The sequence below is a fragment of the Oscillibacter valericigenes genome, from assembly GCF_016902445.1.
Taxonomy (GTDB): Bacteria; Bacillota; Clostridia; order Oscillospirales; family Oscillospiraceae; genus Oscillibacter; species Oscillibacter avistercoris.
In genome coordinates, this window is the sequence record NZ_JACSNX010000002.1 from 100,728 (window position 1) to 124,067 (window position 23,340).

Consider the following 23,340-nt stretch of genomic DNA (forward strand, 5'->3'; position numbering starts at 1 on the left):
CGGGCAGTGATGAGTTATGCCGCGGAGCAAGACGGCGTTTACACCTTTGCTCTGAACCGCAGCGCCACCGAACACTGCAAGGTACCGGGTGCCAAGCACGAGCAGGACAGCTGCGCCATGTTCCACCAGCTGATGTACCAACTCCACGGGAAGGGCTGGCGGGAGCATGGAGAGGAGAAGGTTACCGCCCTTTCCGATGTGCTTTCTATATGGACTTCGCCGGGATCTTTGACCGGCGTGGAACCGGAAGGACGCAGCAGGCCCGCCGGGAGAAGGCCAGAGACATGTTCCGCCCCGAGGGGATCACTCTGGACTTCGGCAGCGGCCCACACCGCTATGTGGCTTTTGAACGCTCCGCCAGCATGAGCCGCCAGTCCCGGCTCTCCTTCATCCGGGCGGAACTGTACGAGCCCATGCGCCAGCGGATCATGCTGAACATGGAACTGAGTCGCTGCCAGCTCAGTAAACTCTACGCCTACAACGGTCTCATGTTTTCCAGCGGAACCCGGGTGGACGGCATCCGCATTGATAAAAATCACCGGGTCATTGTCATCGATAATCCAAACAAGAGAGTGGAGCGAGCCCCTGTCATCACCCTGCGGGAAGGCAGAGAGCCAGGAACCTTCTACCGGGCAGATACACTGGAAGATCTGGACATCACCTGCTTTGACGGCGTAGGTCTCATCTCCAAGGAGTACGCCCAGGTGGTGGACAAGGCCTGCTGCGGCAGCCACACCCACACCTCCTTCCAGATTCGGATGCCCTACATCAAGGGGATGCTCCATCAGGTGGATTTCAAAGACTTTTTGAAGCGCAGCGGCACCCAGACCATCGTGGACATCTGGGGCAAGGCGCACCCCGTCCGCAGTGTGGACATCATCCTCACCCGCAGTCAGTTCAAGGCATACGGCTGGCTGCGGGAGAACGGTATGACCTGGGAGGACTATTGGGACGCCTTTCGGGACTACAACCACGCCCTGTACATCACCAACCTGAGCAAGACAGAGCCGGAGAAACTGGTAGAGCTCAACTACCAGTTTCTCTCCACCCTCTCCATCCAGCCGGAGGAGTTTCGCCCCGCCGACCTGCCGGAAGGCTGGGAGCACAGTCCGGAGGATGACCCCCGGCAATGGCTGACCAAGGCCACCGAGACGGCCTACTATAACTTTCGCGCCAATGAGGCATATCAGCAGGAATACTTTCGCCGGGGCCTGAGCCAGCCCAGGGGAAGCCGGGCGAACATCATGGCCCGGGTGTTGGAGAAAAACCCGAAGTTTATCCGCGAGCCTATCTACACGGAACAGCTGGACGGACAGGCCCGAAAGATCCTCCGAGGCTACGCCGTTGGGCGGTTGCTGGTACCAGGGGACAACCGTTTTCTCTCCGGTGACCTGCTGGAACTGCTGCGGCAGTTGATCGCGCCCCGTGTATTCCAGCTGCCCGGTGAGCGGGACTTCTGCAACCAGGTGATGGGAGATTTCTTTGCGGAGGATAGCTTCTTTGCGCCCGGTGCGGCCTATGACCATGAGGACAGCTGCACCCTTCTCCGCAATCCCCACATCGCCCGGAACGAGGAATTGCAGCTGTCGGTGTATCCGGGGGGAGACGCACTGCGCCAGCATTACCTGGGCCACCTCACCGATGTGGTCATGGTGTCTGCAGACAGTTTGGCAGCGGAACGGTTGGGCGGTGCGGACTATGACGGCGACCTCATCAAGACCATTGCCGATCCCATTCTGAACCGCTGCGTGAAGCGGAACTATGATTACGATGTCCACCAGCAGCTCTCCAACAACGCCAACCTGCCCCTGCTGAAGATCCCCGCTCTCTCCGCACCCAAGTCCGACGCCAACGACTGGCAGTCCCGGTTTCAGACAGTGGAAAACACCTTTGCCGCCCGCATTGGACAGATCTGCAACGCCGCCCTGGATCGCAGCGTCATCGCCTACAACGACCACGCCGACCCGGAGGAGCGAAAGCGGTGCCGCCAGGACTTGGAGGCCCTGGCCATTTACAGCGGGCTGGAGATCGATGCGGCCAAGACCGGTGTGCGGCCCAATCTGGATGAATTTCTGGGCGGACGGAGGGTAAAGCGCACTCCATTCCTCCAGTACAAATATCTGGTGGAGCGGGCGGAGGAGCGCCGCCGCGCCTGGTATGAGCCCACCCACCGGGAGCGGCTGGAGACCTTCTTTGCCGGGATCGACTGGGACATGGTGGACTCCCCGGTGGAGCGATTACCCTGGCTGGCCCGCCAGCTGGAGCGCAACACGCCGAAGGTTCAGGAGAAACCGGCAAAGGACAGCGAGTTGTTCGCTTTCGCCCAGGAGCGAAGTTGGAAGAAGCAGTTGGATGAGAACATTCTTTCCTCTGTCTCTGCCTTGCTGCGGGACTACGAGCACTGCCTCTCCCGCATCCGGTCCTGCCGCGCCCCCGCCAAGGGACAACAGCGGAAAACGGACATTGACCGCATTCTCTACGCCAGAGGACAGGAAGAAGTCTACGACAGCGACGAACTGTATGCTTTCTTCCAGCAGCTTTCATCGGAGCGTATTTCTACTTTGAGAAAGACGATTGTGGAACGGCAGTGGCACCTGATGACAGAAGAACAGAGAGAAGATTTTCTCCGAGAGCATCTGCCGGAGGGAGCCGACTACTACGATCTTCTGAGCGACTTCCGCCACGGCGGGTTCCGTATGCTGGGAGATCTGGTCTGCGATGTCGACGATCTGGAGACAGCCCGGGAGCGGAAGCAGCTCTGCCGCCCGGCGGATTCCCCGGCCTTCCAGAAGATGATGGAGGCCTATCTGCCTGCCCCCTTCAGCGGCAACGAGCGGGCCGTGGTGTCCAAGGTCTGCCGCAAGCTGTTGAATAAGATCGTCCGTCCCAGCCTGGCAGTGCCCTATGTGGTGGCCATTGGCAAGCGGAACCTGCTGTGGGATCTGCTGCCGGACCACATCGAGGAACATGTTCTGGAGGTGGACCATGCTGAATGAGTGGAAGGAATTTCAGGACTACACCGGTGCGGTAAATTACACCGCCCGGAACAAACAAGACACCACCTATCTGGGCCGCTTCACCTTCGATACCATTCTGGACTTTGAGGGACTCAACCGGGTGCTGGCCATCCTGGCGAGAGGGTTTCTGTTTCATAATGAGAATGGCAAACCAATCGAAGCGCCCCGGGAGCGCATCGACTATGCCAAGCGGGGCCTGTGCGCCTGGTGCAGTGTGCCGGACAGCAAAAAAGCCACGCCTCGGGAGGCGTGGCAGTTCGGCAGTGATTTCAGGGAACTCCATTCGGAATTCCCCGGCCTCGTGGATGAAAATGGCAGCGGATGGTTTCGCAGACATGTACATCAAGTGGTGGATTTCGTGCGAGAAAATTCGGAGAGGGTATCCAGCAGCGCCCAGAAGAAGTACACCGCCATTGAGAAAGGCTTTGACCAAGCCTGGCGGGACAAGGTGATTCAGATGCAGATCCCTCTGTTCGCCCCCACCACCAAGGGACAGTGGGGACTGCGGTTTGACAGCTTTCTGGCCCAGGCTCTGGAGCTGGGGCCGCTCCGGACAGAGGAACCGATACTTTCACCCGCATTGGTGGAGCAACTTCGCAGCCTCACGCCTAAGGGCGTTCCCGTGGAGATGGTGGAGACGCTGGCGGCCTACTACCTTGCCAACAAGCCGGAGGATTCCGACTGGGTGGTGCTGCCGGTGGCCAACTTTGACGCATATTTCGGCACCACCAGCTTTGGGCGAAAGTATCTCAAGCAAATCCCAGAGACCATTTTGGAACGCTCCGAAACTGGTTTTGGGCTGTGCCGGTACCGGCTGGGTGATGGCGTCGTAATCGAGTAGATAGAATCAGGCATCCATCTCCGTTTCTTCCTCTGGAGATGGATGCCTGTTTGTTTCAAAATGATTCAGTTCGTTTGCCAGTTCCCACGCCAGACGGAATCCGCAGATAAAACTGTCCACGGAGCGTTCCTCCGCAATCAGGCCCTGTGCGTCCATGATCCGGAGCACCAGTTTTCTCTCGGGTTTTTCCAGGCGCTCGATGAGTTGCCGGTGGCAGGTTTCAACTTCCTGTTCGGATTCCACCATAGGCAGAGGGGTGTAGAATTTGTCGTACAGCAATCTCAAAGTTTCGTTCATGTGCCCCGCCTCCTTGTAGCAAGACACAATAGCACATAGCGGAGAAAATATCCACTATTTATATTTTTGATTTGGATTATCCCAGTTCCCTGCAAGGCTATAGTAATACCGTCTAATATGGTTCTTTATCGCTTCAGAACTACCAAAACACAGTTATCTCAACTGCCACTGGGCGCTTTCACTCTGGAGCTCCACCATGTGCCGGAACAGACCGCCCTCCGCCATCAGCTCCTGCGGGGAGCCTTGCTGCGCCACTTTTCCGTCCTTCAGCACCACGATATGATCCGCCCCGGCCACGGTGCGCATCCGATGGGCGATGACCAGTACCGTTTTGCCTGCCAGAAGCCGAGAAAGCGCCCCCTGCACCTTGGTTTCGTTTTCCACATCCAGAGAGGCGGTGGCCTCATCCAGCAACACGATAGGCGCGTCCTTGAGCAGCGCCCGGGCGATGGAGATGCGCTGCCGCTCGCCGCCGGAAAGCTTGGCGCCGTTTTCTCCGATGGGTGTCTGATAGCCCTGTGGCAGTTTACTGACAAACTCCTCGCAGTTGGCGGCCCTGGCCGCAGCCATCACCTCCGCGTCGGAGGCGCCTCGCCTGCCCAGGCGGATATTCTCCATCACCGTGTCGTCAAACAGCACCACATCCTGAAAAACCATGGAGTAATCGGTCAGCAGCACCTCCGGGTCCACCGTGGCGATATCCACCCCGCCCACTTTAATCGTACCCCCGGTGATATCCCACAGGCGGGCGGCCAGCCGGGCGCAGGTACTTTTGCCGGAGCCGGAGGGCCCCACCAGCGCAGTGATCTCGCCCTCTTTGGCGGTAAAGCTGACATCGTGCAGGACGGCCTCTTTATCATAGGCGAACTCCACATGGTCAAAGACAATGTCGTGTCCCTGGGGTTGGAAAACCTCCGCCCCTTCGGCGATGGGCGTGTCGAACAGCGCGTTCATCCGGTCTGCCGACACCTGGGAGACAAATAGCTCGGCAATCAGTGCCAAGCTCTGATCGAAGGGCGCATAGATCCGGGTGATGACCATGAGGAACAAAAACAGCAGCATGAAGTCGATCTGTCCGGACAAAATCAGCTCCGCGCCCGTAAGGATCGTGGTCGCCACACCCAGCCGCATGATGACGCTGGCCCCGTTGACAAACAGGCCGGTGACCAGCTCGCCGCGGATCATGACCCGTTCATGCTCGTCGATCTTCCGGTACAGCCCGGCAAGGTAACGCTCCTCCTGATTGGTGGCACGGATCTCCCGTACATTTTCCAGCGCCTCCTGCATCCCGTCCGAGACCCGCACAGCGGCGCGCTTGGTCCGCTCCGCCTGGCGCTCAGTGAGCTTCCGGCTCCCAAACAGCAGGCCGAAGGCCACCGGCACCCCCCAGAGGCAGGCAAGGGCCAGCCGCCAGTCATACCAGAGCAGGCACGCCGCAATCACGGCGGTGGAGAGGTAGGAGCCGTACAGATAGCCCAGCACATGGCTCCAGACGTGCTCCATGCGGTTGACATCGCCCATCAGGGTCTCCGTCAGGTCGGCCAGATCCCGCTTGCCGAAAAAGCCGAGAGGCAGCTTGCGAAGCCGCTCCGCCAGACGCAGGCGGGTGGCCTTGACCTCACCGTACACCAGGCCGTAGGTGGCCTTGTACTGCTGGAGATGCGTGAGAAAGGAGAGAAGTGCAAATATCACGAGGCCAGCCAGCACCGGCAAAGCCGCAGGCAGGACACCGCCGGCCAAAGTTTCCATCAGGCCGGACATCACAAGGTACAAAATGCTGACCCCGCCCATGACTACCAGATTGACGATTACCGTCCAGAAGGTTCCCTTTTTGGTGTTCTGTACACCCTGATCCGTCAGGGCATATTTCCGTTGAAAGTTTGCTCCGAACATTACCGTTCCTCCTTTCCGCTTTCCATTTTCCACTGGATTGCCCGATTGTAGTCGGCCCACATCCGTGTGTACAATCCTCCTGCCGCAATCAGCTCCTCATGGGTGCCTTGCTCCGTCACCCTGCCGCCCTCCAGAACCAGGATCTTGTCCGCGCCCACCACCGTGGAGAGCCGATGGGCGATCATGATGACGGTGCGGTCCTTTGTCAGCCGTGCGAAGGCTTTCTGAATCAGCGCCTCATTTTCCGGGTCGGCAAAGGCCGTGGCTTCATCCAGCACCACGATAGGTGCGTCCTTTAAAATGGCCCGGGCCAAGGCGATGCGCTGGGCCTCGCCGCCGGAAAGATAGGTCCCCTCGGTGCCGATCACGGTGTCCAGCCCCTGAGGCAGCTTTTCCAGAATGTCGCCGCACTGGGCGGCTTCCAGGGCAGCCAACACCTGCTCACGGCTGGCGTCGGGGCGGGCAGCCCGAACATTTTCCAGAATACTGGCCTTGAACAGCCGGTTGTTTTGAAACACAAAAGCGACCTGATCCATCAACACATGGGGATCGATCTGGCGTACATCCACGCCACCCACTTCGACAGTGCCGGTGTCCGCATCCCAGAACCGGGGGATCAGGCTGGCGGCAGTAGTCTTACCGCCGCCCGAAGGCCCTACCAGAGCTACCGTCTCTCCGGGTTCGGCGGTGAAGGAGACATGGGACAGGGCGGGGGACTGCGCGCCGTCGTAGGTAAAACTCACATCCCGGAAGACCACCCGATTGTCCTTGGGCGTCTGGGGATGCTCCGGTACCGCCAGTGTCGGTGCGTCCATGACCGGCTGGATGCGGCCCAGAGCGGTGCCGGCCAGCATCATGCCGGAGGCCGCAAACATGATTTTGGCCAGCGCGGTGGAAATGATTGCGGAGAACACGGCGTAAAAAGCAAAGTTCGTCACAAATCCCGCAAAATTACCGGAAGCCAGCGCACCGGGAGCCAGGAACAGCACCACCGGCACCAGAAACAAAAAGGCGCCCTCGGTGAAGGTCAGGTTGATGGACTGGGGCACACGGCAAACATCGCCCTGATAGTGTTCTGCCTTGGCGCTGTAGTCCTCGATGGCCTGCTGAAAGGCCTTGAAGGAGTACACGGTCTGCTGAAAGATCTTGACCACCGGAATGCCGCGCACATACTCCGTGCCGGATTTGGTCATGCGGTCCTGAGCCGCCTGGTATTCTGCCATCAGTGCGGCATTCTTGCCGCCCATCATGCTGCACATGGCGAGGATGGAAATCACCGCCGCCAGCAGGCAGGCCGCGCCCATGCGCCAGTCAAACACAAACATTAGCACCAGCATGGCGATAAACAATGTGACTGTGCCCACGATGTCCGCCAGATTATGGGCCAGCAGCGTCTCCGTATCGGCGGCGGCCGCATCCAGCCGGCTGCGGATCAGGCCGGAGGCGTTGGCGTCAAAGTAGCCCAGAGGCGCCTGCATCACATGGGCCATGCCCTGCTTGCGGATGTTGGCCGCTGTGCGGAATGCGGCCAAATGGGTACACATCAGGCCCAGAAAGTAGATGAGGATACCGCCCACCGCAAAAGCGAAGGCGATCCAACCGTAGTCCGTCACGCTCCGAGCCTGCGTCCAGTCCGGCGCCACGGCAATCAGATCCCGTGCTGCCAGCCAGATGCAGAGGTACGGGATCATGCTGCACACCATGGACACCGCCGACAGTCCCAGCCCCAAAACGGTGAGCCGCCTGTGGCTGCCCGCATATCCCAGCAGGACGGTCAGCGCATTTTGCTTCTTTTGCTTCACAAATACTCCTCCTTTTAAGGTTAGCTACCGCTAACTGATTGTGTAAAAAGAAAGGGGCGAAGCCCCGATCTTACTAAAAAGATTGGCGGTATGTTACTGGCCGATCAGCTTCAGCCACCCGGCAGTGTAGAAATCCCGCAGCTGATCCACATAGCGCATGGCCTGCTCCTTGGGCATATCGTGGACGACGATCTCGAAGATGCCGTTGAACATCCCGCTGGCGATGATGTGGCACAGCTGGGCATCCAACTGGGGAGACTCATGCCCCAGACGGTGCAGAACCTCCAGGTATTGGAGGGTGTATTCCACTTCGACCTCCACCATGTTGTGGACGAAATGCTCATAGCTGGTGCCCTCGGCTTTGTACAGCAGCAGTTTAACCGGCTCCCGGTGGTCGCAGATATAGTCCACCATCCAATGCACACATTGACTGGACTCCAGCCCCATGTGTTCCGGCTGCTCCTTCTCGGGCATCTCGGCAAAGGTAGTCTGAGCCTCCATGAACCGGCCCATCAGCGCAGCGGCGTGGGGCTCCACGATGGATGCAAAGAGCGCCTCTTTGCTGGAAAAATAACCGTAAAATGCACCGGTGGTGACACCGGCCTGCTTCACGATCTGCCGCAGGGAGGCGCCCTGAAAGCCTTTCTCTGAAAACTCCTCCATGGCGGCCTGCTGGATCTTTTCCAGGGTCGCGGTAGACTTCTCTTCCATCTGCGCCTCCATATAACAGTGATATATAACACCGTTATAATAGGGCCTACGGGATGATTTGTCAAGGGGAAACAGCCACCTCCGTGCGAAAGCCGACCGGAAAACTCCGGTCGGCTTTTGTCGAAGGCATCATTCGGCTGCCAGATGGACCATCTTGACCATCCAAAACCGGTCTGAAACCGCCATACTGATCTTGGTGGGAAGCTTCAATCCCGTTCGGGGGATATGGCGGTAATAGGGCTCCTCCGCCAGCACCCTGGCACTGTTCCCAATTTTTCCGGCCAGCTCCGATGCTGAGTCCACATAGAAAAACATCTGCGCGTCCCCATGACCCACCTGCTTCATGTACTTTTTCCGCATCATGGCCATACCGCTCTTGCTCACGGTGTCAAAGACGATTTCGACCTCTCCAAACCCCGTGAGCATCCGCAGGAGGCCCACAACCTTGCTTTCCTCAAAATAGTGGAACAGGCCGCCGGCGGTGACCAGAATGGGAGCATCCGGCGCATCCGTGCGGATCTGCCTGATCCAGTCCTCGGCAAAGGCGTCCCCAGCGAAATAGGTCTCCCGCTCCGGCTCCGGCAGCAGCGCCCGCCGGTACTCCACCACATGGGGCAGATCCACCGCATACCAGCGTGACCTTCCATTGTCGCAGCGGTAATAGGCCGTCTCCAGACCGCAGCCGAGCTGGACGATCACGCCGTCCGGCCTGTGCTCCAGAAACGCCCGGATGTACCGGTCCATATTGGCGAATCGGGCGGCGGAGGCCAGCAGAGTATACTGGCTCTGTCCGTCCTGCTCCGGCAGGCTGGAAGGCAGTTTCTTTTTCAGTTCCAGCGCCTTTGGATCGTACAGGATCTGCGGGCAGTACTCGCTGGCATAGATCCTGCCCAGCATGGGGACAAACAGCGTGTCCTCTACAACACCCAACTTGGACATGGTCAACCCTCCTATTTGGACGAATTACTTTCTGCCCACAAGCAGCCGGGAAGAGCCCAGCATCATCATGGCAGCCCGGCGGCGGGAGCCGAAGGCTTCTTCTGCGGTATCAATGAGCCGGACATCCTGATAGCCCATCTCCCGCAGTTTTTGAGCAAAGGCGTCCATATCGCCGTACAGCTTGGGCTTCATATCATCGTTCAGCGCGAAGACGCCGCCTTTTTTCAGCACCCGCAGGCTCTCCAAAAGCAGCTTGTGCATATCGGCTCCCATAATATTGTGGTAGACATAGTTGCTGATGACCGCATCAAAACTCTCATCGGGGAAATCCAGATGATTGGCGTCGCCATGCCGGAACACACACCGGGAGGCCACGCCTTCACTTGCGGCGTTTTTCTCACAGAGGGCCTTGCTGTAATTGTAAACAGCTCCCCAGTAGTCCATGCCAGTGACCTTTGCCTCCGGCCAGGTCAGGGCCGCACGGATCGACAGGGCCCCGGAGCCGCAGCCGACTTCCAAGAGACTGCCCTGGCCGTCATAGTCCAGGTGAGAGAGAACGACCCGGTGAACCTGTTCCATGATCCCGCCGCCGCCAAAAGCATACTGACGCCTGATCCATGTGATCCAGACCAGCAGGGCTACCAGCGCCGCCACAACGACAGAGAACAGAACACCGAGAGCCGTGGTATGGAACACCGAAAAGGAGAGTACGGCCAAAACTACGGCCAGAGCCGTGATGCCGCCAATAATATAGAACACGGGATTGGACATCCAGCTTCCGTAGTCTTCGCCATGGCTGCCAAGACGGATTTCTGCTTGTTGATTACGCTTTTGCTGCATTCGATTTTCCTCCCTGTCATTTAAAATTTGTATACAATTCGTTTACGGGTGTTTCGCCTTCGCCTTCCGGCAGGCAAAAGAGGCTATGCCCTGAACGGTTCGAACCTTTGCCGGCCCGAATGTTTCCTCCAGTCGCCGCCGCAGGCTCTCCGCCGTCTCAAAGGGCGGGGTGAACCAGCCCTTTGGCACATACAGCCTGCGGACCAGCCAGTCCGTGCGGCGGTTTTGTCCCCGCACATAGAAGCAGCCGCAGAAGGTCCCGCCGGGCCGCAGTACACGAAAGATCTCCCGCCAGGCAGCCTCCTTGTCCGGGAACGCATGAAAGCCGTTGAGTGAGAGTACGATGTCGAAACTGCCGTCCCCAAAAGGCAGCGCAAAGGTAGTCTTGGGTTTCCGCCCGGCCCATTCCCCATACCAGGCGGCATACCGCCCAGCCTGACAGGGTGGAACAGGTGATCATGCCATCATAAAATGTCCGTTTGCCTCCCAATCCCCGGTAGGCGTTTTGAATCCGCTCTTCTTGTCCCATTTTTTCACCTTCACTCACTCAAGCACCCAACACCACATCCAGCGTCATCATGAGGGCAGAGTTTGTACCAAACAGTGCGGGTCCCACATTGGAGCGCTTTTTCACTGATATCTTCGGAATCATTTCATTTAATGCCGCTGAAAGCCACACTCTTCATTCATCTTTTTTTGCTTCCTCCAGCGGTCCCTCTGGGAGTATGGAAAACAATTTTTGCATCCCCATCATCTTGACTGCCGGACTGATGATTTGAAAAGGAGCACTCATGCGGCACATCTTGTTTTCTTACCGTTCACCAAAATATATCGATGAGCAGCCCCAACCCTGCCTGGGCCGCCGCCAGGATGGGACACATCAAAAACGGCCACTGGAGCAGGTACTCCGGCAGAGCGTAGTCCTTCACCCAGGCGTTGAACCCGTAGCCGGGGTGCCCTTCGGTCCCCGGGATGATAAACCGGCTTTTCGCCTTCCTCTGAATCAGCCAGCAATCCAGAAAGAACAGGTCGCAGAAATTGACCATCATCCACTGGATATAGGCTGTCAGAACCAGAACCCAGAATCCGGTTGTCCCGCCCTCCACAGTGCTGACCGCACCATAAAGAAGGAGAGGCAGCAGCTTTCCAAAGCAGATCCATAGCCAGTAAAAACGGTTTTCCACCCCGGTGGGCGGATCTTTCGCCGCCTTGATGATGGCAGGCAGATAACAGGGGAACATCAGCCGGGGTCGATAGAGTGCTACAAACCCAGCGAACAGGTTAGAGTAGGCCGCTATAGCGAACCCGTCCAAAACGGTGCGCGTCCAGTTCATACACATCCCCTATCACGATCATTTGCTCGTATTTCGGGTGAAAAAATTGGTTAGGTATCATCATTCTGCAAAGTCGATTCGGACGATCTGCAGATGCATCGGTCCGTCGGCCAGCTTCGCCAGCAGCCGGTGGACGGGCCGAACCGCCGGATCATGAAGCGATTGATAGCCCAGCATATAGCCCCGGCTGGAAACAGAAAAAAGCGGCGACCATGGCTCCAGCTCCCGCTTGGCGTCCTTGACGGAAAAATAGGCGCCCACATCCCGGATACCCGCCTGCTTCACCCAGGTTTTCAGCATAAGCCGGACAGCCGTTTTCCCGGCCGCGTCAAAGACCAGCCGCCCTCTTGGGAAGCGTTTTGCGACGCCTGTGGCCAGAGATTTGACCTCTTCTGTCGTGAAATAGTAGAAGACTCCGGCGGCAAACAGCACCGCTCCATCATCAGGATCAGTTCGGACGGCATCCATCCAGCGCGGGTCTTTCAGATCAAAGGCCAGGTTTTTCTCCCGCTCTCCGGCAGGAAACAGGCGATCCCGCAGTTCGATCACATCCGGCAGGTCGATATTCCAGATGCTGCACCGGCCGTTGTCACAGGCCTGCCCGGTGTTGTCCAGACCGCAGCCCAGATTGATGACGGCGGCTCTGGGATGGGCATTCAGATAATCCCGCACTTCCCAGGTGAGGTCATTCTGGCGCATGGCCACCTCCAGCGCACCGAAGGTCTGCATCAGACTGTTTGCCTGCCGCTCCAAAGGAGAAAAGTCGTAGTCCACCTTTTCCATCAGCATTGCCGCCGTCGAATCCTGATAAAGGCCAGGGAACCGCTGCGAGCAAAGCCGCCGGCCATACAACGGGATGATGAGCGTCTCCTGCACGGAGTCCTTCTCGATTTTATACTTCTCCATAGGCCCTCCTCAAAAGATGAGGTACTCTATGTTTGATTATAGTTAGCTATCGCTAACCAGTCAAGTTATTTTCGTATCAGATCATGCTTTCGTTCCAGCGCAATAAACTATAGCAAACGGCTTTCACACCGCAGTCATGTGATAACAAAGCTATCAGCTTTTAGGATATGACACCATTGTTTCGTTTGAAGTGTTGGCCATCCATTGACAGAAAGATGTTATGGCGGCCTCTTGCAATTTCATGAGACAAAGAGTATGATATAGTTAGTAATCGCTAACCATCATTGAGGTGACCATACTGCATGGATGACAACAAGCAGTTTTGGGAGCGGTTTTCACGGCATTACGCCGGCTTCATGCGCCGCTCTCAGACAACCTATCAGCAGATATGCAAAGCAATGCGTCCTTTTCTGAAACGGGACATGGACGTACTGGAGTTGGCCTGCGGAACAGGTCAGCTGTCCGTCCCGCTGTCTCCATGTGTCCGGAGCTGGGAGGCAACCGACTTTTCAGCTGAAATGATCCGTCAGGCCAAAAAGCAGGTGTATTCGTCTCGGCTCCATTTCTCCGTCCAGGACGCCACCAAACTGCCCTACGGCCCGGAGAGCTTCGATGCGGTCGTGATCTCCAACGCCCTCCATGTCATGCCTCATCCCGAAAAAGTTCTGGCGGAAGCCTGGCGGGTTCTAAAGCCAAGGGGATGGCTGTTCGCTCCTACCTTTGTCTGGGGCAAAAGCCGATGCGCCAGACTCCGGCTCTGGTTCATGGGGCTTTCAGGCTTTCGGGTGTATCATGTCTGGACTTCCGGGGAGCTGATGGCATATCTGTCCGAGTGTGGCTATTCCATCGTTCGCCATCCGCTTTTCGGAAGTTCGTTGGCGCCGCTGTGCTGTCTGATGGCCAGGAAGATCTCGAATGAACGGACTGCGGCACGGCAGATCGCCGTCCGGTCCGCGCAGTTCGATCATACAAAAGTCAAGGAGGAATGAAAACTCATGTGGAAGTACACAGTGGAAGTCAACGGAATGATGTGCGGGATGTGCGAAGCCCATGTCAATGACGCCGTACACAAAGCCTGCCCGGTCAAAAAGGTAAACTCCTCCCACAGCAAAAACCAGGCCGTGATCCTCTCTGAAATAGAGCTGGACACGGAGGCGCTCATGAACGCCATTCGCGGCACGGGGTATGAGGTCGGCACGATCCAGAAGGAACCGTACAAAAAAAGAGGACTATTCGGTTGAGTTCATTGGCGGCAGCGGCCAGAAAAGAGGCGTGAACATGAACATGGCAATGCAGTCGTTTGGATATGGATTAGCGGCCCTGCTGTTTTGCATCACTGTTCTTGGCGTGTGCCATAAAATCAAAAAAGCCGCCCGAAAACTTTTGAAAAGACAGCATCCACATAAGGGCGAACTGTCGTGAGCGGTTGGAGCTATGGAGCAGGTGCGCTTGGCGGTGAACTCACACAAAGCCCAAGCAGCAAGCCGCTCCTGATTCAAAAGCGCAGATCACATAAGAATGCGGTGGAGGCCATATCCAGGCTCCACCGCATTTTGTCTTCTGTGTCAGATGGCAGGTATTCACTTATCATGTTGCCGCTCGATAACAAAGTCCGCCAAATTTGCATAAGCTCATTGCCCGTGAGCATCTTCCCGCATTTTCGTTACCTGCTCCAAGTGCGCCTGCACCGCCGCAAAGGATTTTTCGCTGATCACATGCTCAATCCGGCAGGCGTCCTCGGTCGCGGTCTTCTCGTCCACACCCAGTTCCATCAGCATCTGGCTCAACACTGTATGGCGGGTGTACATCGTCTTTGCAATGGCAAGCCCGGTCTCCGTCAGGGTGATCGCACCGTCGGCGTCCACATTCACATACCCGTCCTTTTTCAAAATGGACATGGCTCTACTGACACTGGGTTTGGTAAAGCCCAGCTGTTCTCCCACATCGATAGCCCGAACGAAGGCGCTGTCCTGAGAGAGAATATAGATGGTTTCCAGATACATCTGTCCAGACTCGTGAATCGCCATAGGAACCTCCATAAAAAATGGGTGTTTTGCATATTATAGCACAGGTATCTGAGAAGCGCCATTTTTTGTCTGCAAAATCCATACATCCTCTTGACAAGCGAACAAGTCCTATATATAATTTCATTAGTTAGCTATCGCTAACCAAGAGGCAGTGGCTATATTTTTTAACGCATCGGTTAGCTATTGCTAACTTTCTTAAATTGTCAGTATTCCACATTTCACCGCATTGTCCGCATCTGGACATGATTTTGTGAGGGAAACGCCTATGTCAGAGGATCTGCTGATTCGTCACTGCTCTCCCACCCTGGCCGGGATCAAGACGGGAAATCTCTTTTCCTGCGCCTGCCCCAGCCGGAAGGATCTGACGCAAGACTTGTGCTGGCTGAACAAGAAACTGGTTCCCAGAGGAATCCGTATTCTGCCGCTCCGGGTTCGCAAAGGCCGCGCTTTGATCTATGCCTACCGGCCCAATGCATTGGAGAGCGATCTGACCGATCAACGGGCCAGAGCCTTGCTTCTGAAATACGGCTATGTGCCGGAAAACCCCAATGGCTGCGTGGTTCACCTCATCCACCGGCTCCGGAGCGAGGGGGAATTCCCCCATGAGATCGGCCTGTTTTTGAGCTATCCCCCTGAGGATGTGCTGGGCTTCATCTGCAATCGGGCATGCAATCACAAATGCGTGGGCTGCTGGAAGGTCTACGGCGACGAACAGGCCGCCAGAAATATCTTTGAGAAATACGAGATGTGCAGCAAAATCTACTTCCGGCAGTGGCAGCAAGGGAAATCCATCGAGCAGCTTACCGTAGCTGGTTGATGTTTCTACCATAACAAATCCAGAAAGAAAGGTCGTTGCGTCTTATGAGTAAAGTTGCAGTTGTGTATTGGAGCGGCACGGGAAACACCGAGGCCATGGCCATGGCGGTGGCCGAAGGCGCCAAGGGCAAGGGCGCCGAGGTATCTGTGATCACTGCCGCGGAGTTCTCCCCGGAGCAGGTCAGCGAATATTCCGCCATCGCCTTTGGCTGCCCCTCCATGGGGGCGGAACAGCTGGAGGAGAGCGAGTTCGAGCCCATGTTCACCGCCTGTGAGGGCAGGCTGAGTGGGAAGAATATCGCCCTGTTCGGCTCCTACGGCTGGGGCGATGGCGAATGGATGCGCAGCTGGGAATCCCGCTGCAGCGACGGCGGCGCCAATCTGGCCTGTGACAGCGTGATCTGCAACGAAGCTCCGGACGATGACGCTCTGGCGGCTTGCCGCGAACTGGGCGCGTCGCTGGCCTGACAAAAACACCGCAGAAGGTAGGAGGCGCTCGTCTCCTGCCTTCTGCCTGTATCCCCAGTCAGCATAGACAAAACCATTTCCGAACCCAGAGAAACAGGTCGTGAGAAATCATGCTGAAAGAATACTTATTGAGGCAGGGCTCCGGCACGGGCCGTTGGGGCCACGGTATGCCAGGGGTAGAAATCTGCCGCTTTTCCTTGCCGGAGCCGGAACAGGAACCTCTGCGGTCTGTCCCAGTGTGCGGCGCACCGCTCCAGTTTGAGGTGCTGTTCTGCATGACTGGCCGCCTTACTGTCCGAGCGTTACAGGGTGCTTCCTGCATGGTGGAGGCTCCGGGGATCTTCCTCCTCTCCGACAGCTCCGCTCTCCGCTCGTGTCAGTGTAGCGGAAACCTGTGCGGCGTTTTGATTGCCGTGGACGCTAAAGCCGCAAAGGAAAGCCTTGTGACGGTCTGCTCCACTCTGGGGATGAAGCTGGACACCAGGATCGTCAAGAAAAAGATGACAGCAAGAAGCGGCTGCACGGCCCTGCACGGCACACCTTGGACACAGGCGTTTTTTGAAACCGTTCGCTGTCTGTCAGAGCAGGAGCAGGAACGCTACTGTGTTTTCAAGTCGGTGGAACTGCTGTATCTGCTCTGCACCGAAGTATCTGAATCGGATGAATCTCTCTCCGGCTCAGGCTGCCCAGTATCCCAAAGTCTCTTGGAAGTCAAGGCATACATACAGACGCATCTGTCTGATAAGCTCACCATTGCGCTCCTCTGCAAACAGTTTTCCGTTTCCCCGACCTTCTTGAAAGAAGGTTTTCGCCGCGCCTATGGCGTACCGATCCACACGTATTTGATCCAGCAGCGCCTCCGGCGAGCACAGGAGCTGATCTGTACCACCCGGATGTCCATTCAGCAAATTGCGCAGTCTGTGGGGTATGAGGGTATGAGCCAGTTCAACGCAGCGTTCAAGCGGGAGTATGGCATGACTCCCGGCCAGTACAGAAAAATGTCGGAAACCGCAACTCTGCGTCCGTTTTGACAGCGACAAGCCCCCACATTTCCTGCTATAATAACCAGACATTCCAAAGTGATCAAAGGAGTGAGAGCGATGAAACAACATCGTTTTTGGGCCTGGGGCGCTGTGATCTGCATGATTATGGTCATGGTCACCGGCTACAAGCGGAAATAAGGGAAAGGAAGTATTGCAATGAGTGTTTATACGAAACTGGCCTGCTTTGCGGGCGGTGCGTTGTTTGGCTCTTTTGGCGTTAAGTTGCTGTCCAGCAAGGACGCCAAAAAGGCCTATGTCCATGTCACGGCCGCCGGTCTGCGGATGAAGGACTCGGTTATGGGGACCGTAACCACGGTGCAGGAGAACGCTGCGGACATTCTGGCCTCCGCCAAGGAGCTGAACGAGGACCGGGCTGCAAAGGAAGCGGAGGAAGCCGCCGCTGCCAATCTGGAAAGCGAAGAAGCCTGATTGACCCAGAGGGAGCCGCCAGCGGCTCCCTCTTTTCGTGAAGGAGGAACCTATGAACGCAACCATATTGCACGAGAGCCGGGGGCGCATCCGGTTCCGGCTGCGCCAGAAACAGATGACACTCGCTCAAGCGGATCTGCTGGAAGCCTGGCTCCAAGGAAAATCCTGGACACGCCAGGTCACCGTCCATGAACGCACCTGTGCTGTGATCCTGTACTACGATGGGGATCGACAAACTGTGCTGGAGGCCATCCGGCAGTTTTCCTGGCAGGAGGCGGAGCGGACCACATCACTGCCCGCCCACAGCACCCGGGCGCTGAACCGGGAATTTGAGGAGAAGCTGGTAACTAAGGTAGTGTGCAAAGCTGCCTGTACCCTGTTTCTCCCGTCCCCATTGCGGATTGCCCGTATTCTCTGGCACATGATCCCCTTTGTACGGCGAGGACTGCACTGCTTGCTGCGCCGCCGCATCAAGGTGGAGCTGCTGGATGCCCTGTCTATTTCCATTTCCGCCTGCAGAAGGGACTTTGGAACCGCCGGAATGGTCATGTTCCTGCTGGAGGTAGGTGAACTGCTGGAGGAGTGGACAAGGAAGAAATCTGTGGCGGATCTGGCCCGGTGTATGTCGCTGAATGTGGACCGGGTCTGGCTGCGCACGACCCAGGGCGAAGTGCTGGTCCCTGTGTCCCAGATCCAGCCGGGGGATGCGGTAGTCGTCCGCGCCGGCGGCATCGTCCCCGTGGACGGCCTGGTGCTGGAGGGGGAGGTCACTGTCAATCAGGCGTCCCTCACCGGCGAATCCATCCCGGTACCCAAGCGCCCCGGAGGCGCAGTCTATGCCGGCACCGTGGTGGAGGAGGGCGAGTGTGTGCTGGAGGTAAAGCAGGCCTCCGGTCAGAGCCGCTATGACCAAATCGTTCACATGATTGAGCAGTCGGAGCAGATGAAGTCGGAGGCTGAGAGCAAGGCTGCCAATCTGGCGGACAAGCTGGTGCCCTATACCTTTATAGGGAGTCTGCTGAGCTTCGTCCTTACCCGGAATGTAGCACGGGCTTTGTCGGTGCTGATGGTGGACTTCTCCTGCGCCCTGAAACTGGCTATGCCTCTGGCCGTCCTCTCTGCCATGCGGGAGGCGGGACGGGCCCATATCACCGTCAAGGGCGGCAAGTTCCTGGAGGCGGTGGCTGCCGCCGACACCATCATTTTCGACAAGACCGGCACCCTGACCCATGCCTGCCCCCGGGTGGCTCAGGTGGTGTCCTTCGGTGGCAAAGAGGAATCCGAAATGCTGCGGCTGGCTGCCTGTCTGGAGGAGCACTTCCCCCATTCCATGGCCAACGCCGTGGTGGAGGAGGCCAAGCGCCGGGGCCTGCGCCACGAGGAGTACCACTCCAAGGTGGAGTATCTGGTGGCTCACGGCATCGCAAGCACCGTCGATGAGGAGCGAGTCCTCATCGGCAGCGCCCACTTTATTTTTGAGGATGAGGGGTGCGTCGTTCCAGAGGACGAACAGGAACGCTTTGATGCGCTGCCGCCGGAGTATTCCCACCTGTATCTGGCAGTAGGGGGGCAGCTGGCCGCTGTGATCTGCATCTCCGACCCGCTGCGGGAGGAGGCGAAGGAAGTTCTGTCCACCCTCCGTGCTCTGGGGGTCACCAATACCGTCATGCTCACCGGCGACAGTTACCGCACCGCCGCAGCCATTGCCGCCCAGGTGGGAGTGGATGACTTCCGCGCTGGAGTCCTTCCGGCGGACAAGGCGGAGTATGTGGCACGGCTCCGCCGGGAGGGGCATACCGTCCTGATGGTGGGCGACGGCATCAACGACTCACCGGCCCTGTCCGAGGCGGATGCAGGCATTGCCATCAGCGACGGGGCCGCCATCGCCCGGGAAATCGCGGACATCACCATCGCTGCCGACAGTCTCTGGGAACTGGTAGAGCTGCGCCGGATCGCCATGGCGCTGATGGCGCGCATCCACTCCAACTACCGCTTCGTTATCGGCTTCAACGGCACCCTGATTGCCCTTGGTGTGGCCGGTGTTCTGCCGCCCGCCACCTCTGCCACGCTGCACAATCTCTCCACCCTGGGCGTCAGCCTGCGGAGCATGGGCCGGCTGACTGCTCAGACGCAGTCCGCTCGGGGCAACAATTCGCATAATGGATAAAAAAAGAATCCTTTCCGCTTGGTAGCTTGTGCTTTTTGCGTGGTCGCATATGACTAACTCCGTGTGCTATAATAAGCCCACGATGCGCAGTGCGTGATGCATGGTAAGTCCAATCGCCGCTGCGCATCGTTTTTTACAATACAGTTAGTTATAGCTAACCGTATTGAAGAAAGGGGAGGATTGTATCAGACCGTATCGTTCTACCATAGTTCTCTTGGCTCTGTTGCTTGTCTTGTCCTGCTGCTCGCTGTTTGTAGGCGTGATCGATCTGACGCCGGGCGAGCTTCTGGCGGGCAATTTTGAGCAGCTGGAGATTTTCATCATCTCCCGGCTGCCCCGTCTGCTGGCCATTTTGTGTACCGGCATCGGCATGAGCGTGGCGGGGCTCATCATGCAGCAGCTGTGCAGCAACAAATTTGTGTCGCCCACCACCGGCGCGACAATTTCCTCGGCGCAGTTCGGCATCCTGCTGGCTCTGCTCTTTATGCCGGCCTCCACCCTATGGAGCAGGGCTATCTTCGCCTTTGCCACGGCGATTCTGGGCACCTGGATCTTCGTCTGGTTCATTCAGCGCATCCAGTTCAAGGATGTGGTGATGGTCCCTCTGGTGGGCATCATGTTCGGCAATGTCATCGGCGGCATTACCAACTATCTGGCTTACAAATATGAGATGACCCAAGCTCTGTCCTCCTGGCTGGTGGGCCACTTCTCGCTGGTGCTGAAAGGCCGGTATGAGATCGTCTGGCTGACGGTCCCGCTGGTGGTGCTGGCCTTCCTCTTCGCCAACCATTTCAACATTGTGGGACTGGGCAAGGATTTTTCCAAGAACCTGGGTGTCCCGTATAACCTGGTCCTCTTTTCCGGGCTCACCATCGCTGCCATGATCACCGCCAGCATTGTGGTGGTGGTTGGTTCCATCTCCTACATCGGGCTGATCGTGCCCAATGTGGTGGCCATGTACAAGGGAGACAAGATCCGGGGCACGCTGGTGGATACCGCTCTGTTCGGCGCCATTTTTGTGCTGGTATGCGACATGATCGGCCGGATCGTAATCGCCCCCTACGAGCTGCCCATCGAGCTGATCGTGGGCATCCTGGGAAGCCTGATCTTTATCGGCCTGCTCTTTTACCGGCTCAAGCACGGCCGAAAAGCCATCCGTCTGGGCAGCGCCGGAACAGGCTGCTGCTCCGCCATGCCTAATCTGAAGGGAGGTGCGGACCAGTGAACACCGCTGCCGTGCGCGCCAACCGGCGCAAACTCCTGATCCTGGCTGCGATTGTTCTTCTTTGTGCGGCAGGATATATGTTGGTGGAGGTCAACTTTTCTAATCCCAAGCTGCTGGCCTACGCCATGAAGATCCGCACCCCCAAGCTCATTGTCATGCTCATTACCGCCTTTTCCATCGGCGGCGCCTCGCTGGTGTTTCAGTCTATCATCAACAACACCATCGTGACCCCCTGCCTGTTGGGCATGAACTCCCTGTACACTCTTATCCACACGGCGGTGGTGTTTTTCCTGGGGTCTGCCAGCGTGGTGGCCTCCAATGCCAACCTGTCCTTCGCGGTGGATGTGGTGCTCATGGGCATTACCGCTACCATTATCTACAGCTGGATCTTCAAAAAGACCAAGCACAATGTGCTGTATGTGCTGTTGGTGGGCACAGTACTAACTTCGTTTTTCAGCAGCATTCAGACTACTCTTACACGGGTCATGGACCCCAATGAGTACGACAGCCTGCTGAATACTCTGGTGGCAAGCTTCAGCAACATCAATTCCGAGATCATCGTCTTTTCCCTGATCCTCTTGGCGGGCGTCATCTTCGCACTGCGAAAGGAGCTGGCCCTGCTGGATGTGCTGACCTTAGGCAAGGAGCAGGCTATTAATCTGGGGGTGGACTACGACCGCTGCATCCGCCGCCTGCTGCTGGGCGTGACCCTCTGCATCGCCGTGGCCACCGCCATGGTAGGACCCATCTCCTTTTTGGGGCTCATCATCGCCAACCTGTCCCGGCAGCTGCTCAAGACCTTCCGCCACACCCAGCTGGTGCTGGGCTCGGCCCTGTTCGGCATGATCGTGCTGGTGGGCGGGCAGCTCATCGTCGAGCATGTGTATTCCTACTCCGTGCCGGTGAGCGTGTTCATCACCGTGGGCGGCGGCCTTTACTTCCTCTACCTCCTCCTGACAAGAAAGAAGGTGTGACCATGCGTGTACAGGAATTGACAAAACAGTATGACGGGAAAACCGTGGTGGACGGCGTGAGCTTCGCCATTCCCAAGGGCAAGGTGATTTCCCTGATCGGCCCCAACGGCGCGGGCAAGTCCACCGTCATGGGCATGATCTCCCGACTGATCGCCCACGACAGCGGACTGATAGACTTTGAGGGCAAGGACATTGGCAAATGGAAAAGCAAGGAGCTCTCCAAGCGCCTTGCCATCCTGACCCAGTCCAATAACATCCAGATGAAGCTGACTGTGCGGGAGCTGGTGACTTTCGGGCGCTTTCCCACAAGATGCTCGTCCCAATCTTTAATTACCTTTTGTTCCACAGGATTATAGGCGTATCCCTCCTGGCCCTTCACAAGGGTATCCAGTCCCCACAGTTCCAGGGCCTCATAGGTATCATTGCTCCACACGGTTCGCAGTCCACAGCAGCGCTCCAACAGCATCCAATAGTCTGCCGGAAGTTCCCAGCGTCTGCGGATCTGGCTCTTATACTGCTTGGACATGGCTTGCTCCATCGCAGGTATATCAATTTGTCTTAATAGCTCGTCCAATAATTGCTCCAATCGGCTTTTCATCAATATCACCTCTCATTTTCGGGCGATACCATTCTCCACCCGGATGTCTGCACCCGGATAACAGGACGGAAAAAGTCATAGTCATTGTGAATCTCGTTATCTTCCCGAACCTCCGGTTTACAGTGAGGGGAACAGGGTAAATATCCAAGCAAAGGACCCATGCCGCCGCAGATATTGCAGCCGCCGTCGCCGCCGCAGGTGGTCAATGTTTTCCCCTCTACCAGCTCCCGCTTATAGGGGTCGTAGGCGATCGACAGGCCAAAGAAGTTGGTCTGCTCCATGTCGTATGGCTTACCCTGATCTTCCTCGCTTTCAAAGTGGTGCAGATGCATGGAGTAGTCCAGTCCATCCCCCCATGGGAACAGGGTGCGGCATCCGCCTCCGCACAGATAGGCCCACTCATCCGGCGTGGGAAGGCTGGCTGCCACCTCCCACAACAGGGACCGCTGAAACTCCGGGTAGGTCATTGGATGGCACAGCCACGCTCGCCAGCTATCACCATTGCGTTCAAAGCGGACCGTTTGGTGGATCTCAAGGCTCTGGCTGTTCCGGCCTGCCAACTTCTGTAGGTTCTCCAGCCAGTCCGGGTGAGCGGTGATGCGGGGGTCGTTCATGGGTACGCTTTCCCAGCCGATCTCCTCCAGTTTTCTGCCTACGAACATGGGGCCGATGGTCACCTGGCGTACTGGGGTCATGCTCTGCCTGAGAAATTCCTCCGCAGAGCCCTCATATTCGATTTCCGCAAAAATATCCGCCAGTTCCTCTTGGTTGGCCCTGTCCATTCCTTGGACAAAGCTCTCCCAGCCAAGAATCACGGTATCGCCTGGGACAAAGACAAACTCCCGGCCACCTTTTTCAAATAGGCCGGTGGTGCAGCTCTGCCCCCAGCGGGAAAAGGCGTATAGTTCCTTGAATGTCAAATGATAACGAGTCGCCAGCGTCTGCATCAGCCAGAGCTTATCGGACAGTTTCAGTTTATCAAATTGTGGGCGAAATAAATTCTCGTTCATATC

The 23,340-nt window shown here is 57.2% G+C and carries 25 protein-coding genes; 14 read left to right on the forward strand and 11 right to left on the reverse strand.

The features are described from left to right. The first annotated feature begins 284 nt into the window (after positions 1 to 284). Both H9X91_RS02830 and H9X91_RS02835 read left to right on the forward strand, forming a co-directional pair. Positions 285 to 2,996 (forward strand): RNA dependent RNA polymerase, encoded by a 2,712-nt coding sequence (locus H9X91_RS02830; protein ID WP_204802307.1) that lies wholly within the window; start codon positions 285 to 287, stop codon positions 2,994 to 2,996. Next, positions 2,986 to 3,858: a hypothetical protein gene (locus H9X91_RS02835; RefSeq protein ID WP_204802309.1), complete on the forward strand. Its 873-nt coding sequence runs from the start codon at positions 2,986 to 2,988 to the stop codon at positions 3,856 to 3,858. Before H9X91_RS02830 ends, H9X91_RS02835 begins: the two co-directional genes overlap by 11 nt. Positions 3,859 to 3,864: 6 nt before the next feature. On the opposite strand, the gene H9X91_RS02840 is transcribed toward H9X91_RS02835, so the two are convergent. The 9 genes from H9X91_RS02840 to H9X91_RS02880 all read right to left on the reverse strand — a co-directional run bounded on the left by H9X91_RS02840 (position 3,865) and on the right by H9X91_RS02880 (position 12,580). Next, a complete protein-coding gene (locus H9X91_RS02840; RefSeq protein ID WP_204802311.1) occupies positions 3,865 to 4,155 on the reverse strand; it encodes a DUF6809 family protein in 291 nt (96 codons plus the stop codon). Positions 4,156 to 4,308: 153 nt separating this feature from the next. Beyond that, positions 4,309 to 6,048, reverse strand: a complete 1,740-nt coding sequence (locus H9X91_RS02845) for an ABC transporter ATP-binding protein (protein WP_204802313.1) — start codon at positions 6,046 to 6,048, stop codon at positions 4,309 to 4,311. Then, a complete protein-coding gene (locus H9X91_RS02850) occupies positions 6,048 to 7,850 on the reverse strand; it encodes an ATP-binding cassette domain-containing protein (RefSeq protein ID WP_204802315.1) in 1,803 nt (600 codons plus the stop codon). The genes H9X91_RS02845 and H9X91_RS02850 overlap by 1 nt, the downstream gene beginning before the upstream one ends. Positions 7,851 to 7,943: 93 nt before the next feature. After that, positions 7,944 to 8,561 (reverse strand): TetR/AcrR family transcriptional regulator, encoded by a 618-nt coding sequence (locus H9X91_RS02855; protein ID WP_204802317.1) that lies wholly within the window; start codon positions 8,559 to 8,561, stop codon positions 7,944 to 7,946. Positions 8,562 to 8,690: 129 nt separating this feature from the next. Beyond that, positions 8,691 to 9,500, reverse strand: a complete 810-nt coding sequence (locus H9X91_RS02860) for a class I SAM-dependent methyltransferase (RefSeq protein ID WP_204802319.1) — start codon at positions 9,498 to 9,500, stop codon at positions 8,691 to 8,693. Positions 9,501 to 9,524: 24 nt separating this feature from the next. Beyond that, a complete protein-coding gene (locus tag H9X91_RS02865; protein WP_204802321.1) occupies positions 9,525 to 10,340 on the reverse strand; it encodes a class I SAM-dependent methyltransferase in 816 nt (271 codons plus the stop codon). Positions 10,341 to 10,382: 42 nt separating this feature from the next. Continuing rightward, positions 10,383 to 10,712 (reverse strand): class I SAM-dependent methyltransferase, encoded by a 330-nt coding sequence (locus H9X91_RS02870; protein ID WP_243414409.1) that lies wholly within the window; start codon positions 10,710 to 10,712, stop codon positions 10,383 to 10,385. 446 nt (positions 10,713 to 11,158) lie between these two features. Next, the gene (locus H9X91_RS02875) at positions 11,159 to 11,674 is read right to left on the reverse strand and encodes a hypothetical protein (protein WP_204802322.1); all 516 of its coding nucleotides are present in this window, start codon (positions 11,672 to 11,674) and stop codon (positions 11,159 to 11,161) included. A 60-nt stretch (positions 11,675 to 11,734) separates the two neighbouring features. Further along, a complete protein-coding gene (locus H9X91_RS02880) occupies positions 11,735 to 12,580 on the reverse strand; it encodes a class I SAM-dependent methyltransferase (protein ID WP_204802324.1) in 846 nt (281 codons plus the stop codon). Between the two features lie 302 nt (positions 12,581 to 12,882). Here H9X91_RS02880 and H9X91_RS02885 point away from each other — a divergent pair, with 302 nt between their 5' ends. The 3 genes from H9X91_RS02885 to H9X91_RS14270 are packed head-to-tail and all read left to right on the forward strand — an operon-like array spanning position 12,883 to position 14,002. Next, on the forward strand, positions 12,883 to 13,569 hold the full coding sequence (locus H9X91_RS02885) for a class I SAM-dependent methyltransferase (protein WP_204802325.1): 687 nt from the start codon (positions 12,883 to 12,885) through the stop codon (positions 13,567 to 13,569). Positions 13,570 to 13,575: 6 nt separating this feature from the next. Further along, positions 13,576 to 13,821, forward strand: coding sequence for a heavy-metal-associated domain-containing protein (locus tag H9X91_RS02890; RefSeq protein ID WP_204802327.1), 246 nt, complete (start codon positions 13,576 to 13,578; stop codon positions 13,819 to 13,821). A 37-nt stretch (positions 13,822 to 13,858) separates the two neighbouring features. Next, positions 13,859 to 14,002 carry a hypothetical protein gene (locus H9X91_RS14270; protein WP_243414399.1) on the forward strand — a complete coding sequence of 48 codons (144 nt, stop codon included), beginning with the start codon at positions 13,859 to 13,861 and terminating at the stop codon, positions 14,000 to 14,002. 209 nt (positions 14,003 to 14,211) lie between these two features. Here the strand turns inward: H9X91_RS14270 and H9X91_RS02900 are convergent, their stop codons facing one another. After that, entirely contained in the window at positions 14,212 to 14,607 is a 396-nt protein-coding gene (locus tag H9X91_RS02900) for a metal-dependent transcriptional regulator (protein WP_204802331.1), read from the reverse strand. A gap of 265 nt (positions 14,608 to 14,872) precedes the next feature. On the opposite strand from H9X91_RS02900, the gene H9X91_RS02905 reads away from it, so the two are divergent. From H9X91_RS02905 to H9X91_RS02940, 9 genes are all read left to right on the forward strand, one after another. Further along, positions 14,873 to 15,424 (forward strand): DUF3793 family protein, encoded by a 552-nt coding sequence (locus H9X91_RS02905; protein ID WP_204802333.1) that lies wholly within the window; start codon positions 14,873 to 14,875, stop codon positions 15,422 to 15,424. A gap of 44 nt (positions 15,425 to 15,468) precedes the next feature. Continuing rightward, a complete protein-coding gene (locus tag H9X91_RS02910; RefSeq protein ID WP_087238106.1) occupies positions 15,469 to 15,891 on the forward strand; it encodes a flavodoxin in 423 nt (140 codons plus the stop codon). Positions 15,892 to 16,001: 110 nt separating this feature from the next. Then, positions 16,002 to 16,922 (forward strand): helix-turn-helix domain-containing protein, encoded by a 921-nt coding sequence (locus tag H9X91_RS02915; protein WP_204802335.1) that lies wholly within the window; start codon positions 16,002 to 16,004, stop codon positions 16,920 to 16,922. A 30-nt stretch (positions 16,923 to 16,952) separates the two neighbouring features. Then, positions 16,953 to 17,072, forward strand: a complete 120-nt coding sequence (locus H9X91_RS14780; protein ID WP_275532993.1) for a DUF6219 family protein — start codon at positions 16,953 to 16,955, stop codon at positions 17,070 to 17,072. A gap of 18 nt (positions 17,073 to 17,090) precedes the next feature. Then, positions 17,091 to 17,363 carry a DUF6110 family protein gene (locus tag H9X91_RS02920; protein ID WP_087238102.1) on the forward strand — a complete coding sequence of 91 codons (273 nt, stop codon included), beginning with the start codon at positions 17,091 to 17,093 and terminating at the stop codon, positions 17,361 to 17,363. Between the two features lie 52 nt (positions 17,364 to 17,415). Next, the gene (locus tag H9X91_RS02925) at positions 17,416 to 19,530 is read left to right on the forward strand and encodes a heavy metal translocating P-type ATPase (RefSeq protein WP_204802337.1); all 2,115 of its coding nucleotides are present in this window, start codon (positions 17,416 to 17,418) and stop codon (positions 19,528 to 19,530) included. A 232-nt stretch (positions 19,531 to 19,762) separates the two neighbouring features. Continuing rightward, entirely contained in the window at positions 19,763 to 20,755 is a 993-nt protein-coding gene (locus H9X91_RS02930) for an ABC transporter permease (protein WP_338111930.1), read from the forward strand. Between the two features lie 77 nt (positions 20,756 to 20,832). Further along, positions 20,833 to 21,729, forward strand: a complete 897-nt coding sequence (locus tag H9X91_RS02935; RefSeq protein WP_243414400.1) for an iron chelate uptake ABC transporter family permease subunit — start codon at positions 20,833 to 20,835, stop codon at positions 21,727 to 21,729. Positions 21,730 to 21,731: 2 nt separating this feature from the next. Further along, complete coding sequence (locus H9X91_RS02940) at positions 21,732 to 22,085, forward strand: ATP-binding cassette domain-containing protein (RefSeq protein WP_204802339.1); 354 nt, start codon at positions 21,732 to 21,734, stop codon at positions 22,083 to 22,085. A 247-nt stretch (positions 22,086 to 22,332) separates the two neighbouring features. Here the strand turns inward: H9X91_RS02940 and H9X91_RS02945 are convergent, their stop codons facing one another. Next, a complete protein-coding gene (locus H9X91_RS02945; protein ID WP_204802341.1) occupies positions 22,333 to 23,337 on the reverse strand; it encodes a hypothetical protein in 1,005 nt (334 codons plus the stop codon). Positions 23,338 to 23,340 lie beyond the last annotated feature (3 nt).